We start from the raw sequence: 14,816 nt of genomic DNA, 5'->3' as shown, positions 1-14,816 counted from the left end.
TGCACGGGATACTTTCGGAGCGGTGAGGGCGATATCAAACCCGGCAACGGCGGCGCCGCTGCCGCTAGACGCTGGATCCGGCGTTGCCTGATGCCTGGAGTCAAGGCATCAGGTGGGCGACCGTCTTGAGCGCGAATGCCCAGATTCCAGCGTGCTTGGCTGTCACGGTAGCGGCGTCTACACCAATGAAATGGATGTTGTAGGCGTTCAGTAGCTGGGCGGTATTTGCGCTGGTGGCGGTATGGGGGGATACCACCGCCCAGGGCCGCCAGCGTGCTGGTGGCGTGCCGTAGTACCAGGGGCGCGGCGGCGGCGCGTCCACGTTGATGCCAAGCAGGATCCGCACCACGTTGTCATCGATCTGACGCTTGTGCTGCTTGCATTCCAACCCGGCAACAAAGTCCTGGTGCCCGACCTGGCCACCTGGCGTCTGGACGCCCCGCACAATGCATACGTCCACTTCATGATGCGCGCCACTGAGGCCATGAATCGGCAGCGCGTTGTGGATTTCGTATGTGTGCCCAAGGCGCTTGAAGACAATCCAGGAGGAGGCCGCAGCCTTGAGCGTTTTGTGTTGATTGTTGCGGATGAAGAAGGTCGTGCCTGCCGGGTTCGATTCGACGCAGGCGTTCGCTAGATGACCGGCCAGTACCAGTTGCGCCCATGCTTCCAGTTGCGGGCCGATGGGCAACGTGGAGGAGGGCATGACCACGGCAAGGTTGTTGGCGGCATCGGTCAGTGCCTGGGATGGCAGTTGATTGGTCATCGCGTCAGCCCCCCATCCCTGGCCTGCGTGGTTCCAGGTCCGGGTCAGGATCGGCGTCGGGGTCGGGGGCCAACTGCTGGATGAAGTTGCGGATTTCCTGGCGCAGCACGGCGCTGGCACCGTCCCGCTCGACCAGCGCGATGGTTTTCCCGTCGTCGGAAGCAATGTGGATGGCGTCGAACGCCGCGCCATTGGACACTTGCGCGAGCGCACCGTGCAGCGCCTGTGGCAAGCGGCCCATCAACTGCATAGCGTTGTCCACCTCTTCCTCGATGGCGTCCAGCATGGCCTGCGTCCTGGCAGTTGGAGGCCGCTGATCCACATCCGGCCAAAGCTCAGCATCCCAGCGGGCCTCCACGTCACGGGCCGCTTCCAGTGCATGATCGGCCAGCCAGGATTGCGGCAATGCAGCAAGGACGGCGACGATGTTCATGACTTCGACGGGCAGTGACATGCAGCAATCCTTTGCTTTCAGGGTGTGTCCGGACTATAGCGCGGCGCCCCTGACCAACAGCACCCCTGCACCAGCCTCCCCGATGCTAGGATCGGCTCAACATTGAATCGATCCAAATTGGACCTATGCCGATGCTCGAGAAGAAGCGATGGGCCGCGCTGGCGGCAGGAACCCTGTTGATGGCGGGAGCGGCAATGGCTGCACCGTCCGCGCTGGGGGAGCGCGCGTTCGGGTCGGTGGACCCGTTCATTGGCACCGCCGGGGAGGGGCATACCTATCCCGGCGCGACGGTGCCGTTCGGCATGGTCCAGCTCAGCCCGGATACCCGCATCCAGCCGCGCGAAAAGGCCTATGGCTGGGCTGCCGGCTACCGGCACGACGACCGCAGCATCGTCGGCTTCTCGCATACCCACTTCTCCGGCAGCGGCCATTCGGACCTGGGCGATGTGCTGCTGATGCCGGTCGCCCCCGGTGCCGGCCTGGAGCGCGGCGACCCGGACAAGCCCGGTAGCGGCTATACCTCGCGCTTCGGCCACGACGACGAACGCGCCGAGCCCGGTTACTACGCCGTCACCCTGGACGATCCCAAGGTGCGCGCCGAGCTCACCGCCAGCACCCGCGTCGGCGTGCATCGCTATACCTTCCCGGCCAACCAGCCGGCACGGGTGCTGCTGGACCTGCGCACCAGCCTGTACGACTACCCGGGCAAGATCTCGTGGTCGCGCTTGCGGGTGCGCGACGATGGCACCGTCACCGGCTTCCGCGAAACCCGCGGCTGGGCACCGGGCCGCCAGCTGTATTTCGCGATGCGCTTCTCGCGCCCGCTGACCGCGCACGAACTGCACAACACCGAAAAGGACATCGCCTACAAGGGCTTCGCACCGCCGGCAGCGAATGCACCGGGCGAGCGCGCGCAGATCGAGGGCCGCCAGCTGGTGGGCACGTTCGATTTCGGCACGCTGAAAGCGCCGCTGGTGGTGAGCGTGGCGATTTCCTCGGTGAGCGAGGCGGGTGCAATCGCGAACCTGGCTGCCGAAGTGCCCGATCTGGATTTCGACCGGGTCCGCGCCGAAGCCAAAAAACAGTGGATCGAGGCGCTGTCGGTGCTGGATATCCAGGCGCCCGCGCATGCCCGGCGCAGCGCCTATACCGCGCTCTACCACAGCCTGCTGGGCCCCACGCTGTTCATGGATGCCGACGGCCAGTACCGCGGTTCGGACAATGCCGTACACCGTGCCGAAGGCTTCAACCATTACTCCACTTTCTCGCTGTGGGATACCTACCGCGCCCTGCACCCGCTGCTGACCCTGGTCCAGCCGGAAAAACGCAACAGCGATTTCATCAACTCGCTGCTGGCCCACCAGCAGCACAGCGCCTACGGCATGCTGCCGGTGTGGTCGTTCCACGGCCAGGAAACCTGGTGCATGATCGGCTACCACGCCGTGCCGGTGATCGCCGATGCCTACCTCAAGGGCATCGGCGGCTTCGATGCCGACAAGGCGCTGCAGGCGATGGTCGCCACCGCCAACTATGGTCCCTACGATGGCATCGCCCAGTACCGCGAGCTGGGCTGGGTGCCGATCGACGAGGAAGGCGAAGCTGCCAGCAAGACCCTGGAATACGCCTTCGACGACTGGACCATCGCGCGCATGGCCGAAGCGATGGGCCGCAAGGACGTGCAGGCCACCTTCGACAAGCGCGCCGGCAACTGGCGCCATGCCTTCGACGCCGATAGCGGTTTCATGCGCGCGCGCAAGCGCGACGGCAGCTTCCGCACGCCGTTCGATCCCAGCGCCAGCGGCTACGGCAGCGACTACACCGAAGGCAACGCCTGGCAGTACTCCTGGTATGTGCCGCAGGACGTGGCCGGCCTGGCCAAGGTGCACGGTGGCAGCGACAAACTGCTGGCGCGGCTGGACCAGGTGTTCGACGCCAAGGTCGACCCAGCGGTGTTCGAGCACATGGAAGACATCACCGGCCTGATCGGCTGGTATGCGCACGGCAACGAGCCCAGCCACCACGTGGCCTATCTGTACGCCCATGCCGGGCAGCCGTGGCGCACCCAGGCGCGCCTGAAGCAGATCATGGACACCCAGTATGCCGACCGCCCCGACGGCCTGGCCGGCAATGACGACCTGGGCCAGATGTCGGCCTGGTATGTATTCACCGCGCTGGGCTTCTACCCGGTCGCGCCGGGCAGCGGCGAATACATCATCGGCCGCCCGTTCCTGCCGAAGGCCTCGCTGCACCTGCCCAACGGCAACACCTTCACCATCACCACCGACGGGCTGGAGCAGGGCCACGGCTATATCGGCGCGGTCACCCTCAACGGCAAGCCGCTGCAGCGCGCCTTCCTGCGCCACGCCGAGATCCTGGCCGGCGGGGAACTGCACTTCACCCTGCAGGCCGCGCCGAACCAGGCCTGGCCAGGGCAGGGTGCGCAGGCGCCGTATTCGATGTCGCGCTGAGCCTGGCGTCCGGTGCCGCCGGGTGGGGTCGACACCGGATGCCAGGCCATAATGCGATTTATTCCCCATTTGGCCAAAAGGCGTATAGTGGCCCCATTCCTCCGTGGAGCCTGCCATGACCCTGCCACTGGACCTGCCCGGCCTGGAGAAGGCCTCCGCCTCCTCGGTGAAGACCCGCGGCTGGCCGAGCCTGATGCGTACCGTCCGTGAGAAGCAGGCGCTGGTCATCACCAACCACAACCACCCCGAAGCGGTGATCGTGGACATCAAGGCCTACCAGGAATTGCTGGCCAAGGCTGCCGGTACCGACAGCGGTACGCGCGCCGGTGACCTGGAGCGCCTGCGCGCCCGGTTCGACACCCAGCTGGCCAGCCTGGACCGCGATGGTGGGCTGGGCAAGGTACTGGGCCAGCCGATCCGCCGCGGCCGCAAGGTCACCCTCGGCAAGCCGCTCTGACCGATGGGGCGGATTCTGGTGCTGGCCGGCGTCAACGGCGCCGGCAAAAGTTCGCTGTTGGGCACATGGCTGGAACAGGAGGGGCTGTCCTGGTTCAACCCGGACAGCTTCACCCGTGCCCTGGTCGATGCCGGTTGGGCGCTCGGCGAGGCCAATGCGGCGGCCTGGAACGAAGGCGCGCGACGCCTGCGCCAGGCGATCGCCGATGGCAGCGACTTCGCCTTCGAAACCACCCTGGGCGGCAACACCATCCCGCAGTTGTTGCGCCAGGCCTGCCAGAGCCATGAGGTGGCGATCTGGTTCTGCGGCCTGGACAGCGTGGAACTGCATATCGCCCGCGTCGCGGCGCGCGTGGCCGGCGGCGGCCACGACATTCCGCACGACAAGATCCGTGCCCGCTTTGATACCGCGCGCGAAAACCTGATCGATCTGCTGCCACACCTGGCCGAACTGCATGTCTACGACAACAGCGCGCCGGCCGATGCCCAGGGCAGGGTGGAACCGCTGCCGCTGCTGCAGGTCGATCGCAGCGGACTGCACTACCCGGTCTCGGTGGCCGAACTGCTGCACACCCCCGACTGGGCCAAGCCGATCGTGATGCGCGCGATGGAGCTGCACGGCGGGTAGGTCCGAGCCACGCTCGGACAACGCGATCGCAGGTAGGTCCGAACCATGTTCGGACAGCGCAATGCCCGAACATGGCGCATCCGACCACGGGTCGGATCCACCGTCAGACGGGCAGTGCGGCGCGACGCCAGCCCGACGGACGCCAAACCCCTGCATGCTAGAGTCGGAGTAAACGCCGGTACGACGGATGCAGTCATGAAACACAGTGCAGCAGGCACCGCACCGCCCACAGGCGAAGGCCGGCGCCTGCCGATCGGGCCGGACAGCCCGGTGCTGTGCCGGGCGCGCGAGTATCCGGCCGGCACCGTGATCGGCCTGCACCATCATCCCGACCGCCATCAGCTGGTCTACGCCGAAACCGGCGTGCTGGTGGTGCAGGCCGGGGTAGGGCGCTGGGTGGTGCCCAGCACGCGCGCGATCTGGATGCCGGCCGGGACCGGGCACAAGGTCAGCTGCATCGGCGCGGTGAGCATGCGCAGCCTGTATATCCTGCCGCAGGCCATCGCCCAGCCGCCGGCGGCGGCATCGACGGTATCGGTCACGCCGTTGCTGGCGGCGCTGATCCACGCCGCGGCGCAGATCGCCCAGCCCTACCGCGCCGACACCCGCGACGGCCGGCTGATGCAGCTGATCCTGGATGAACTGCAGACCCTGCCGGTATTGCCGTTGCACCTGCCGCAACCCACCGACCCGCGGCTGCAGGCGATCGGCCACCAGTTCGAGACTGCCCCGGACGATGCCTCCACCCTGCAGGACTGGGCGCTGCGGCTGGGCGTGGACGTCAAGACCATCCAGCGGCTGTGCACGCGCGAGCTGGGCATGACCTTCGGGCAATGGCGGCAGCAGGCGCGGCTGCTGCGCGCGCTGGAGCGCCTGGCGCACGGCGAGAAGGTCATCGATGTGGCGCTGTCGCTGGGCTATGTCAGCCCCAGCGCGTTCACCGCGATGTTCAAGAAGCGGTTCGGACAACTGCCCAGCCGGTTCTTCCAGCAGCCCTAGTGCGGCTTGGTCCTGGGCAGGAAGGCGGTCGCCAGTCCCAGCAACGGCAGGTAGGAGGTGAAGTGGTAGACCCAGACGATGCCGTGTGCGTCGGCCAGTTTGCCCAGGCCGGCCGCGGCGATGCCGCCGATGCCGAACATCAGCCCGAACATCAGGCCCGACACCATGCCGACCCGGCCGGGCACCGCTTCCTGCGCGTACACCACCAGCGCGGCGAAGGCCGAGGACATCACCAGCCCGATCAGCACCGCCAGGATCGCGGTGCCGGCCAGGTTGGCATAGGGCAGGGCGAGTGCGAACGGGGCCACGCCCAGGAACGAAATCCAGATCACCGCCTTGCGCCCGATACGGTCGCCGACCGGGCCGCCGATGAAGGTGCCCAGCGCGACCGAGGCCAGGAAGATGAAGAGGAACAGCTGGCTGTGCTGCACGCTGAGATGGAAGCGTTCGATCAGGTAGAAGGTGAAGTAATTGGTGAACGAGGCGATGTAGACGAACTTGGCGAACATCAGCACGCAGATCACCGCGACCGCCCGCACCACCTGGCCGCGGTCCAGGCCGGTGGCGCGGTTGCGCGACAGGCTGCCCATCGCGGCCTGGCCGTGGCGCACGCTCCAGCGGGTCAGGCGCAGCAGTACGCCGATGGCCAGCGCCGCACCGAGCATGAACCAGGCGATGGCGCGCTGCCCATGCGGAATCACCACTGCGGCCGCCAGCAACGGGCCGATCGCCGAGCCGGTATTGCCGCCCACCTGGAAGGTGGACTGGGCGGTGCCGAAGCGCCCGCCCGAGGCCATCCGCGCCACCCGCGAGGCTTCGGGATGGAAGGTGGCCGAGCCGATGCCGATTACCGCAGCGGCCACCAGCAGCATTTCGTAACGGGTGGCCAGCGCCATCATGGCAATGCCGACCAGGGTGGCGGCCATGCCCGACGGCAGCAGGTAGGGCAGCGGGCGCTTGTCGGTATACATGCCCACCCAGGGCTGCAGCAGCGAGGCGGTGATCTGGTAGACCAGCCCGATCATGCCGATCTGGCCGAAGCTCAACGCGAATTCGCTCTTGAACATCGGGTACACCGCCGGCAGCACGGCCTGGATCATGTCGTTGAGCAGGTGCGCGAATGCTGCGGCACCGACGATGCGCAGCGCGAAGCCCTGCGGGGGCGCGGTGACGGAAACGGGGGGAAGGGCGGGAGTGGCAGGGGTGTCTGTGGGCATCGGTAGCAACGACTCGCAAGGCAATCCGGATCGCAGTGCGCCAGCCTGCCATGACGGAACGCAGGCCGCCGGGGTCCGGGTGGGCGAAGCGGCAAGCCTAGAGCGTGCCGGGATAGCCGTCTCGCGCGATATGGGCGGCGGCCGTCGCAATTTGGACATTGCGGTGCCCGGCGAAGCGCGTCCGACCATGGGTCGGACCTACCGGCGGTAGGCAGCTGTTGCCGTTGCTGTTGCCGTTGCTGTTGCCGTGCCGTTGCTGTTGCTGTTGCTCATGATCTTGATCTTGACCTACCTCCCCCTTGGAGCGAGCCGAGCATCGCAGTGGCATCGGGGGCGAAGAGGCGCGGTCGAAGCATGAAGCATGCTACGAGGTGATGCGGTGGGACATGGGCGCGTGGCGACGCGCTCTAACAACCGGCGCCCGCTGGTCTAGAGGCGCGAGCGTAGCGAGTTCCGCACCGTCCCTTGCCGACGCGAGAAGCGCAGGGCACCGGCAGGCGTAGCCTGACGGATCGTGGACGGGGCGTGCTTTCTTTGGGTTACGTTTCTTTGCACGAGCAAAGAAAGGTGACTCGCGCCCCGGAGGGGCACGAAAGCTGTTGACGTTGACGTCATCCGCGAAGCGGAAAAACACCCACAACCTACGCCGCCGACAACAACGACGGACGCGCCACCGGCGTAAGGCCCTGCTCATAGGCATAGGCGAACAACTCCGCTTCGGTGCGGATGCCCAGCTTGTCCATCGCCATGATCCGCTGCCGGCTGATGGTGCTCACCGTGCGCCCCAGCTGCGCGGCGATTTCGCTGATGGTGGGCCCGGACACATACAAGCGCAGCACTTCCAGCTCCTTGCGCGAGAGCACGCTGCGCGATGCTTCGGGGTCCAGCGCATCAACTTCCATGGCGTGACGCAGGCTCTCGCTCAGATAAGTGCTGCCCGCCCGTACCTCGCACAGTGCCTGCGCTATCTGGTCCATCGGCCCGCTCTTGTCGATGATCGCCCGCACCCCCGCCTGCAGCGCGACGCGCAGCGAGGGCACGTTGTTGAACATGGTCAACAGCGCGATCGGCAGCGCCGGGTAGCGGCGCCGGATGGTGGCCAGCATCGCGTGGCCATCGGCCACGCTGCCCACCGGCATCGCAAAGTCGGTCAGCAGCATATCGGCAGGGTGCTGCGCCAGCAGGGCCATCAGCTCCTCCGGCGAGCTGGCCTCGGCGACGATGCGGTAGCGGCCCTGCGCTTCGAGAATGGCGCGGACGCCCAGGCGCACCGCGGGATGGTCGTCGGCAATGATGATGCGGGTGATCATGGGGATGTCCTCGATAGTGGCGGTGCGGCGTGGTTTCGGAGGCGCAGGCGGTGGGTTGCCTGCCTGGGTGTCCGTACCGATACGTCTATATGTAACCGGTTGCACAAAGTGTGATCGGGGCCCGGATGCTTTCCAATACAACTAATACGAATGTCGTATTGCATCCCTGAACGCGGCAGCTTTCTTAAGCTGAATGCGACACTTCGGGGCATCCGACTCCACCGGGGGGGCGCCAATACGATGCGCAGAAGCCCGCCCCCCCAAAGCCTCCAGCCGGTTTCTGCCCGCCGCCGGCAGGCGCGCACCGGCACCTCGACCGGAAGCACGGATGCCAGCCCTGCCATGCAATGACGGCGGCCTGACTGGCCCGATGAACCGGTGAAGGCGCTGCAGCCGCGCTTGCCGGTATCGCAGCGGCGGCCAGGTTCCAGTGGCTGGCGCTGGGTCGACCGGCACGGTGCCGCCCTGGGTCAGGGCGCGGCAGAACCGGCGATCCGCGTCATGGCAACGCGCTGCACGCATCGAGAGTGCGCCGATGCGTCATGCCGCTTCGGAAACAGCCCTGCAAGTAATCGCAAAACTCCGGGTAGCGGGTTGTTTTTACTAATTTTGGGATGGTGTGAAGAGGATGGCCGGTGGTCTCCTTGTCGGCAGGCGCAGGAGCACGGCGTTTGGTGCCCGGCCCACTCTCATTGCAGTACCGCCTTACCCCATTCCATCAATTACTTCTCAAGGATTCCCATGAACGTCCGTAACACGCCGCGCCTTTCGCCGGCCAACCGCCAGGGCGGCTTCACCCTCATCGAACTGATGATCGTGGTGGCCATCATCGCCATCCTGGCCGCCATCGCGCTGCCGCAGTACCAGAACTACACCGCCAAGGCGCAGACCTCGGCCGCACTGGCCGAAATCACCCCGGGCAAGATCGGCGTGGAAACCATGTACGCCGAAGGCGAAACCACCGACGATCCGGTCGTGCTGGGCCTGCAGAAGATCACCCCGCGTTGCAAAGACGTCGATGTGGTCATGGCAGAAACCGGCGTAGCCACGCTGACCTGCGAGCTGGTGCCCAGCAGCAAGGTGGAAGGCACCCTGGCCCTGGCCCGCGATGCCGACGGCGCGTGGACCTGCAATGCCAGCATGACCGAAAAGAGCCTGCTGCCGCCGATCTGCCGATGAACCCTCGGGGGTACCCAGGTTTCGGTCGCCGGCACGCCTTGTGCGTGCCGGCGGCTCGGGGCCTGCGTGGCCGGCACTTGCCGGCTGCCACCCCCTCATTCGCCACCGTGACGTGGCGCCCCGACCTGACCCGACGATCATGACCCGCTTCCGCCGCCTTCCCTACAACCAGTCCGAGCCTGCCGCGCCTGCGCCGGCACCGACCGGCTTTGTGGAACAGCTGCACCACCGCCTGAGCGTGGGTGCGCTGCTGCACGAACGCCTGTTGTACGCAGCAGTCAGCGTGCGTGGGGAGACGCTGTGCTGGCTGGACATGCAGAACAACCGCGTGCTGGTGGCCGAACCGGCGGCGGAAATGACCATTCGTTTCCAGGTCGCGCTCACCGACCATCGCTCGCAGCTGGAACTGTCGCCGCTGGCCGCCGACGCCTTCGAGCGGCAGGCCCAGTACACCCGCAGCGTGCCGTTGCGGCCGATGCTGTGGCAGGTCGGGTTGACCGCGTGTGCGGCCAATGCGCCACTGCGCCCGCTGGGCATGGAAAGCAGCCTGCAGTTGCGGCGCTGGCCGGACTTCCGGGTATTGGCGCATCGCCACGATGACTTCCGTATCTGCGCGTTGCTGATCAAGCGGGCAATGGATGCCGATGCCTGCAGTGCGGCATTGGCGTTGCCGCGCGGGCACGTGCAGGCCTTTTTCAACGCCGCCTATCTCAGCGGCTATGCCTATCTGGTCCAGGATGCCCCCCAGCGCGTGTTGCGCACCGGTCGCAGCCGTGGGCTGGTCCAACTGTGGCGGGACGTTCGCGCCCGCTGGAGCGCTTGATGATGCGTGAGTACAAGATTGTCGTGCTGGGGCCGATGGGCGCAGGCAAGTCCACCCTGGTGCAGGCCCTGGCCGGGGGCCGCGCGGTCAGCACCGAGGTCTGCAATACCGACCCGGACGCGGACAAACCGCTGACCACCGTTGCCATGGATTACGGCGACATCGACCTGCCCGGTGGCAGCCGTCTGCGCCTGTATGGCACGCCGGGCCAGGTGCGCTTTGCGTTCCTGTGGCCGATCCTGCTGGAAGGGGCGAGCGGGGCGATCCTGCTGGTCAATGCCAGTGCCGGCGAGCCGGCCGCGCAGGTCGCCGCGCACCTGGATGCGCTGCAGGAACACAACGCGCAGCTGCCGGTGGTGATCGGCCTGACCCGGCTGGATTCGGCCACCGCCGAGCAGGCCGCGGCCTGCGAAGCCTGGCTGCATTCGTATCCGCAGCCGTTGCCGGCCTTGCCGCTGGATCCGCGCGATCCGCAACAGGTGTTGACCGTGATGGATGTACTGATGAGCCAGATCGAGTGCCTGGCCCTGGTGGAAGACGATGCATAGCGCCGAGGTGATTCCCCTGCGTTGCCCGGCCAACCCGCGGCTGGACCCGCATCTGTCGCGGCTGGTCGCGGCGGTCGACGGCCTGTCCGGGGTGGTGGTGGCCAGCCTGGATGGCTTCGCGCTGGCCCAGGTCGGCCGCGCCGATGGCGCCGCCGAACGCCTGGCGGCGATGACCAGTTCGATGCTGGGGCTGGCCAATGCGCTGGGCCGTGAACTGGAGATCGGCGTATTGGACACGCTGATGCTCGATGCCCAGGACGGCAAGGTGCTGATGCTGACCATTCCCTCGCAACCGACCCGGTTGCTGATGGCCGCCTGCACCCAGGACTGCGTGATGGGCCAGATTCTCTGGCATGCAAAACAATGCGTACGTGCCATCGCCGAGACGATGGAAACCAACCTGCCGCCGGCCGTGGTGCCGGTGGCGATGACCACAACTCCCTATTCCTGAAGAAAATCCAATGAACAATACGATCGAAAAATCCCTTGCCGCGCTGATGCAGATCAACGGCGCCCAGGCCGTGGCCCTGGTGGACTATGAAAGCGGCATGCTGCTCGGCGAAGCCGGCGCCGGCGTGGACATGGAACTGGCTGCGGCCGGCAACACTGAAGTGCTGCGCGCCAAGATGAAGACCGCCGAGGCGCTGAACCTCAACGACAACATCGAAGACGTGCTGATCACCCTGGGCCGCGCTTACCACGTGCTGCGCCCGGTGGCGGCCAAGAAGGGCCTGTTCTTCTACGTAGTGCTGGACCGCCAGAAGGCCAACCTGGCCCTGGCCCGGCGCATGGTGCTGGACGTCGAGGGTGCGCTCTCGCTGTAACCGGCAGCGCGCAGGCGCGCTGCCACACCTTGGGGATGGGGGTGCCGTGTTCGCCGGGGAAGGGCGGGCACGGCGTTTTGCTGCGCGCGGTACGCGCCCGCCACCTGACAGGAATCACTGGACATGAAATACCGAACTTGCACCCGGCCGGCGCCGGGTGCCGCGCAGGCGCGCGGCTTTACCCTGATGGAGCTGATCATCACCCTGGGCATCCTGGCAGTGCTGATGGCCATCGCCATTCCGCTGTACCAGAACTACGCGACCCGTGCGCGGATCACCGCGATGCTGTCCGAGCTGTCCGGCGGCAAGACGGGCGCCGAGCTATTGGTGATGGAAGGCTTCCATGGCCCCACCATCACCGACCCTGCTGCGGTCGGGCTCACCGGCCCCAGCAACCTGTGCCCAACCTTGAGGGTGACCGTTACTGCATCGTCGCGCCGAGCTACGCTGTTTTGTGGCGGCGGCTTCTTCGAGCATGTCGAGCTTATTTATACGGTCCAGAACGGCTGGAAATGCGAGACGCTGGCCTATAAGGATCGCCCGCGCAATGGGTGGGCACCTGAAGGATGTACCTCGGTCTTCTAGGTTTGCATATAGGCGATACTTCACCTCACCCTCACAGCGGCGCTTGGGATGATGCGCAAACTGGGGAGAGAAGGTACGGCAATGCAGACGCTCAACGCGGGCATGGTGGATATTGCGGGGGGTCGATGAGCACTCTCGTCGCTGCGGCAGCATCCCTGCTGGTGACCCCGGCGTGCCGGCGGCCAGGCCGAGTGTTGCTGTGCTGCGCCGTGGCGGCGGTGTTGGTTCCCGCCCCGGCCATTGCGCGTACTCTCAATGGCGGCACGCATACGGTGCTTGCCGGGGATGTCGAAGAGCCCTGGATCGTCCGCAACGGTGCCTTGCTGACCCTGGGCGCCGGGGGCCGCGCCTCCACCATCGATGTGGCCGATTCGGCGCTGAGCATGCTGTCGGGTTCGATCGCCAGTGGGTTGGTGCATATGGGCAACTTCTCCCCGCTGGATGCGCAAGGTGCGGTCCTGGCCGGCGGGTTGTCGCTGCGTGTGTCCAGTGCAAGCCTGCGCGATTCCACGGTGGACAGTGGCGGCGGCGCCAATGGCGTCGTCATCAACTCCCTGGGTTCGACCTCCGAAGTGCGCCTGTATAACAGCCAGGTCCACGGCCATGACGGCGCCGGCGTAGATGGCATCGGCGTCCTGTCGAACGGCAAAGGGTTGATCGAAGCCAATGCCGGTAGCGTGGTCCTGGGCGATACCAACGGGGTGCGTATCCAGGGCGCCACCGCAGGCAGCCGTACCGACCTGTTGGTTGATGCGGCCCGCGTGGAAGGTCGCAGTGCGTCGGCCGTCCGAGTGGGCGGTGGCAGCACGGCCGTGGACGCCTACATAACGGTGCGCAACGGCGGCCAGCTGTCCGGCGGCAACGGGGTGCTGCTCGACGTGGCCGGCGCCAACCCCAGCCAGGCCACGCTGACCCTTTCCAATACCGTGCTCAGCGGCGAACTGCGTACCGATGCCGGCCACCAGTTGCACCTGCTGCTCGACGATGACGCCGGCTACAGCGGGCGGGTATCGGGGCTGAGTTCGGCCACACTGTCCAGCGGCGGTACCTGGACGCTGATCGAAGACAGCCAGGCCGGCGCGCTTACCCTCAACGCCGGTGGCGTCATGGCGCTGGGCGACGGTACGGCATTCCATACGTTGACCGTCAGCGGCGACCATGTGGGCGCAGGCGGCACGCTGCTGTTGCATACCGTGCTGGGCGATGACGCCTCGGCCACCGACCGGCTGGTGGTGCAGGGCGATACCCACGGCCAGACCAGGGTGGCGGTACAGAACGTCGGCGGCGGTGGCGCCGATACCGTCGATGGCATCCGCCTGATCCAGGTGGACGGCGCCTCCGGCGGCCGGTTCGACCTGGCCGGGCGCGCGGTGGCCGGGGCGCACGAGTATTTTCTGGTCCAGGGCGGTGCGGTGACCCGCAGCGATGGCGACTGGTACCTGCGCTCGGAGATTCCCACCCCCCCAGACCCCTGTGTGGCCGATCCCACCGCCCCCGGCTGCGTGATCACCCTGCCCGAGCAGTGCGAACTGGACCCGGCCTTGCCGCAATGCCAGCCGCCGCTGCCGGTGCTGCGCCCGGAAGTGGGCGCCTACCTGGCCAACCAGGCCGCTGCCGTGCAGATGTTCGATCTGCGCCTGCAGGACCGCACCGGCGGTATCGCCCGCGGCCTGTCCGAGCGCGGCGCATGGGCGCGGGTGGGCCGCAGCCAGGCCAGGTACGGCGTGGTCGGCAACCAACTGCAGGTCAACGGCGATACCGACGTGTTGCAGGTCGGCACCGATCTGCTCGCCTGGGGCGCCGACAGCCGCGGCCGGTTCGGGGTCATGCTGGGCGGTGGCCGTGCCCGCACCACGGTGACTTCGCGATTGACCGGCTACACCGCCAGCGGCCGGGTCGACGGGCAAGCCGCCGGTCTCTATGCCAGCTGGCTGCAGGATCCGGCCCGGACCATCGGCCTGTATGTGGACGGCTGGGTGCAGCACGCCACCTTCAAGAACACCGTGCAGGGCGACGCGCTGGCCAGAGAGCGGTATGACAGCCGTGCCACCACGGCGTCGCTCGAGGCCGGTTACAGCATCCCGCTGCTCGACAGTGCCGGTACCGCGATGTTCCTCGAACCGCAGCTGCAGCTGACCCATGCCGACGGCAATGCCGGCCGCCATGTCGAGGCCAACGGCACGCTCATCGATGGCGGCCGGACGGGCGGGCTGACCAGCCGGGTCGGCGTGCGCCTGTTTGGCCATGCCAACACCGGCATCGGCAACCGCGTGCAGCCGTTCGTGGCGGTGCACTGGCTGCACGGCAGGGATGACAACAGCCTGCGTTTCAATAGCGAACGCCTGCAGGGCGGGCTGCCCAGGGACCGCTACGAAGCCGGTGCCGGTGCGCAGCTGCAACTGGGCCGGCGCTGGACCGGCTGGGGCACGTTGGCCCTGCAGCGCGGCAACAGCGGGTATCGCCAGACAGCGGCACAACTGGGGCTGCGCGCGGCCTGGTGAGCCTGCAAGACAACAGGGCTGGCCGCGAAGGGAGCAACCCGGTGGTTTCATACTGGCC

Annotated in this window: 15 protein-coding genes; 11 read left to right on the top strand and 4 right to left on the bottom strand. The window is 66.9% G+C overall.

Annotated features, from left to right (window positions below; genetic code table 11):
* Nucleotides 1-100: 100 nt before the first annotated feature.
* Entirely contained in the window at nt 101-766 is a 666-nt protein-coding gene (locus AC3ITM_RS10340; protein WP_489264783.1) for a hypothetical protein, read from the bottom strand.
* A gap of 4 nt (nt 767-770) precedes the next feature.
* Entirely contained in the window at nt 771-1,220 is a 450-nt protein-coding gene (locus tag AC3ITM_RS10335; RefSeq protein ID WP_489264782.1) for a hypothetical protein, read from the bottom strand.
* Between the two features lie 125 nt (nt 1,221-1,345).
* On the opposite strand from AC3ITM_RS10335, the gene AC3ITM_RS10330 reads away from it, so the two are divergent.
* The 4 genes from AC3ITM_RS10330 (at nt 1,346) to AC3ITM_RS10315 (ending at nt 5,771) form a co-directional block, all read left to right on the top strand.
* On the top strand, nt 1,346-3,688 hold the full coding sequence (locus tag AC3ITM_RS10330; RefSeq protein WP_489264780.1) for a GH92 family glycosyl hydrolase: 2,343 nt from the start codon (nt 1,346-1,348) through the stop codon (nt 3,686-3,688).
* 115 nt (nt 3,689-3,803) lie between these two features.
* Entirely contained in the window at nt 3,804-4,145 is a 342-nt protein-coding gene (locus AC3ITM_RS10325; protein ID WP_489264778.1) for a type II toxin-antitoxin system prevent-host-death family antitoxin, read from the top strand.
* 3 nt (nt 4,146-4,148) lie between these two features.
* Nucleotides 4,149-4,772 carry an ATPase gene (locus AC3ITM_RS10320; protein WP_489264776.1) on the top strand — a complete coding sequence of 208 codons (624 nt, stop codon included), beginning with the start codon at nt 4,149-4,151 and terminating at the stop codon, nt 4,770-4,772.
* Nucleotides 4,773-4,967: 195 nt separating this feature from the next.
* On the top strand, nt 4,968-5,771 hold the full coding sequence (locus AC3ITM_RS10315) for an AraC family transcriptional regulator (RefSeq protein WP_489264774.1): 804 nt from the start codon (nt 4,968-4,970) through the stop codon (nt 5,769-5,771).
* Here the strand turns inward: AC3ITM_RS10315 and AC3ITM_RS10310 are convergent.
* Both AC3ITM_RS10310 and AC3ITM_RS10305 read right to left on the bottom strand, forming a co-directional pair.
* Nucleotides 5,768-6,988, bottom strand: a complete 1,221-nt coding sequence (locus AC3ITM_RS10310; RefSeq protein WP_489264772.1) for an MFS transporter — start codon at nt 6,986-6,988, stop codon at nt 5,768-5,770. The genes AC3ITM_RS10315 and AC3ITM_RS10310 overlap by 4 nt on opposite strands.
* 641 nt (nt 6,989-7,629) lie before the next feature.
* The gene (locus AC3ITM_RS10305) at nt 7,630-8,298 is read right to left on the bottom strand and encodes a response regulator (RefSeq protein WP_489264770.1); all 669 of its coding nucleotides are present in this window, start codon (nt 8,296-8,298) and stop codon (nt 7,630-7,632) included.
* 741 nt (nt 8,299-9,039) lie between these two features.
* Here AC3ITM_RS10305 and AC3ITM_RS10300 point away from each other — a divergent pair.
* From AC3ITM_RS10300 to AC3ITM_RS10270, 7 genes are all read left to right on the top strand, one after another.
* Nucleotides 9,040-9,477, top strand: a complete 438-nt coding sequence (locus tag AC3ITM_RS10300; protein WP_489264768.1) for a pilin — start codon at nt 9,040-9,042, stop codon at nt 9,475-9,477.
* Nucleotides 9,478-9,616: 139 nt separating this feature from the next.
* A complete protein-coding gene (locus AC3ITM_RS10295; protein WP_489264766.1) occupies nt 9,617-10,300 on the top strand; it encodes a hypothetical protein in 684 nt (227 codons plus the stop codon).
* Between the two features lie 2 nt (nt 10,301-10,302).
* Complete coding sequence (locus AC3ITM_RS10290) at nt 10,303-10,848, top strand: GTP-binding protein (protein WP_489270079.1); 546 nt, start codon at nt 10,303-10,305, stop codon at nt 10,846-10,848.
* A complete protein-coding gene (locus AC3ITM_RS10285) occupies nt 10,841-11,299 on the top strand; it encodes a roadblock/LC7 domain-containing protein (RefSeq protein WP_489264764.1) in 459 nt (152 codons plus the stop codon). Before AC3ITM_RS10290 ends, AC3ITM_RS10285 begins: the two co-directional genes overlap by 8 nt.
* Before the next feature lie 10 nt (nt 11,300-11,309).
* Nucleotides 11,310-11,672, top strand: coding sequence for a hypothetical protein (locus tag AC3ITM_RS10280; protein WP_489264762.1), 363 nt, complete (start codon nt 11,310-11,312; stop codon nt 11,670-11,672).
* A gap of 123 nt (nt 11,673-11,795) precedes the next feature.
* Complete coding sequence (locus AC3ITM_RS10275; RefSeq protein WP_489264760.1) at nt 11,796-12,257, top strand: pilin; 462 nt, start codon at nt 11,796-11,798, stop codon at nt 12,255-12,257.
* A 125-nt stretch (nt 12,258-12,382) separates the two neighbouring features.
* Nucleotides 12,383-14,758: an autotransporter family protein gene (locus AC3ITM_RS10270; RefSeq protein ID WP_489264758.1), complete on the top strand. Its 2,376-nt coding sequence runs from the start codon at nt 12,383-12,385 to the stop codon at nt 14,756-14,758.
* The last annotated feature ends 58 nt before the right edge of the window (nt 14,759-14,816 follow it).

This window comes from Stenotrophomonas sp. KH_029, assembly GCF_057839765.1.
This window is presented reverse-complemented; position numbering and strand designations above follow the sequence as displayed.

What these genes read in the sequence shown, in the direction of transcription:
- AC3ITM_RS10340 (WP_489264783.1), bottom strand. Translation starts at nt 766, where the DNA reads ATGACCAATCAACTGCCATCCCAGGCACTGACCGATGCCGCCAACAAC.
- AC3ITM_RS10335 (WP_489264782.1), bottom strand. Translation starts at nt 1,220, where the DNA reads ATGTCACTGCCCGTCGAAGTCATGAACATCGTCGCCGTCCTTGCTGCA.
- AC3ITM_RS10330 (WP_489264780.1), top strand. Translation starts at nt 1,346, where the DNA reads ATGCCGATGCTCGAGAAGAAGCGATGGGCCGCGCTGGCGGCAGGAACC.
- AC3ITM_RS10325 (WP_489264778.1), top strand. Translation starts at nt 3,804, where the DNA reads ATGACCCTGCCACTGGACCTGCCCGGCCTGGAGAAGGCCTCCGCCTCC.
- AC3ITM_RS10320 (WP_489264776.1), top strand. Translation starts at nt 4,149, where the DNA reads ATGGGGCGGATTCTGGTGCTGGCCGGCGTCAACGGCGCCGGCAAAAGT.
- AC3ITM_RS10315 (WP_489264774.1), top strand. Translation starts at nt 4,968, where the DNA reads ATGAAACACAGTGCAGCAGGCACCGCACCGCCCACAGGCGAAGGCCGG.
- AC3ITM_RS10310 (WP_489264772.1), bottom strand. Translation starts at nt 6,988, where the DNA reads ATGCCCACAGACACCCCTGCCACTCCCGCCCTTCCCCCCGTTTCCGTC.
- AC3ITM_RS10305 (WP_489264770.1), bottom strand. Translation starts at nt 8,298, where the DNA reads ATGATCACCCGCATCATCATTGCCGACGACCATCCCGCGGTGCGCCTG.
- AC3ITM_RS10300 (WP_489264768.1), top strand. Translation starts at nt 9,040, where the DNA reads ATGAACGTCCGTAACACGCCGCGCCTTTCGCCGGCCAACCGCCAGGGC.
- AC3ITM_RS10295 (WP_489264766.1), top strand. Translation starts at nt 9,617, where the DNA reads ATGACCCGCTTCCGCCGCCTTCCCTACAACCAGTCCGAGCCTGCCGCG.
- AC3ITM_RS10290 (WP_489270079.1), top strand. Translation starts at nt 10,303, where the DNA reads ATGCGTGAGTACAAGATTGTCGTGCTGGGGCCGATGGGCGCAGGCAAG.
- AC3ITM_RS10285 (WP_489264764.1), top strand. Translation starts at nt 10,841, where the DNA reads ATGCATAGCGCCGAGGTGATTCCCCTGCGTTGCCCGGCCAACCCGCGG.
- AC3ITM_RS10280 (WP_489264762.1), top strand. Translation starts at nt 11,310, where the DNA reads ATGAACAATACGATCGAAAAATCCCTTGCCGCGCTGATGCAGATCAAC.
- AC3ITM_RS10275 (WP_489264760.1), top strand. Translation starts at nt 11,796, where the DNA reads ATGAAATACCGAACTTGCACCCGGCCGGCGCCGGGTGCCGCGCAGGCG.
- AC3ITM_RS10270 (WP_489264758.1), top strand. Translation starts at nt 12,383, where the DNA reads ATGAGCACTCTCGTCGCTGCGGCAGCATCCCTGCTGGTGACCCCGGCG.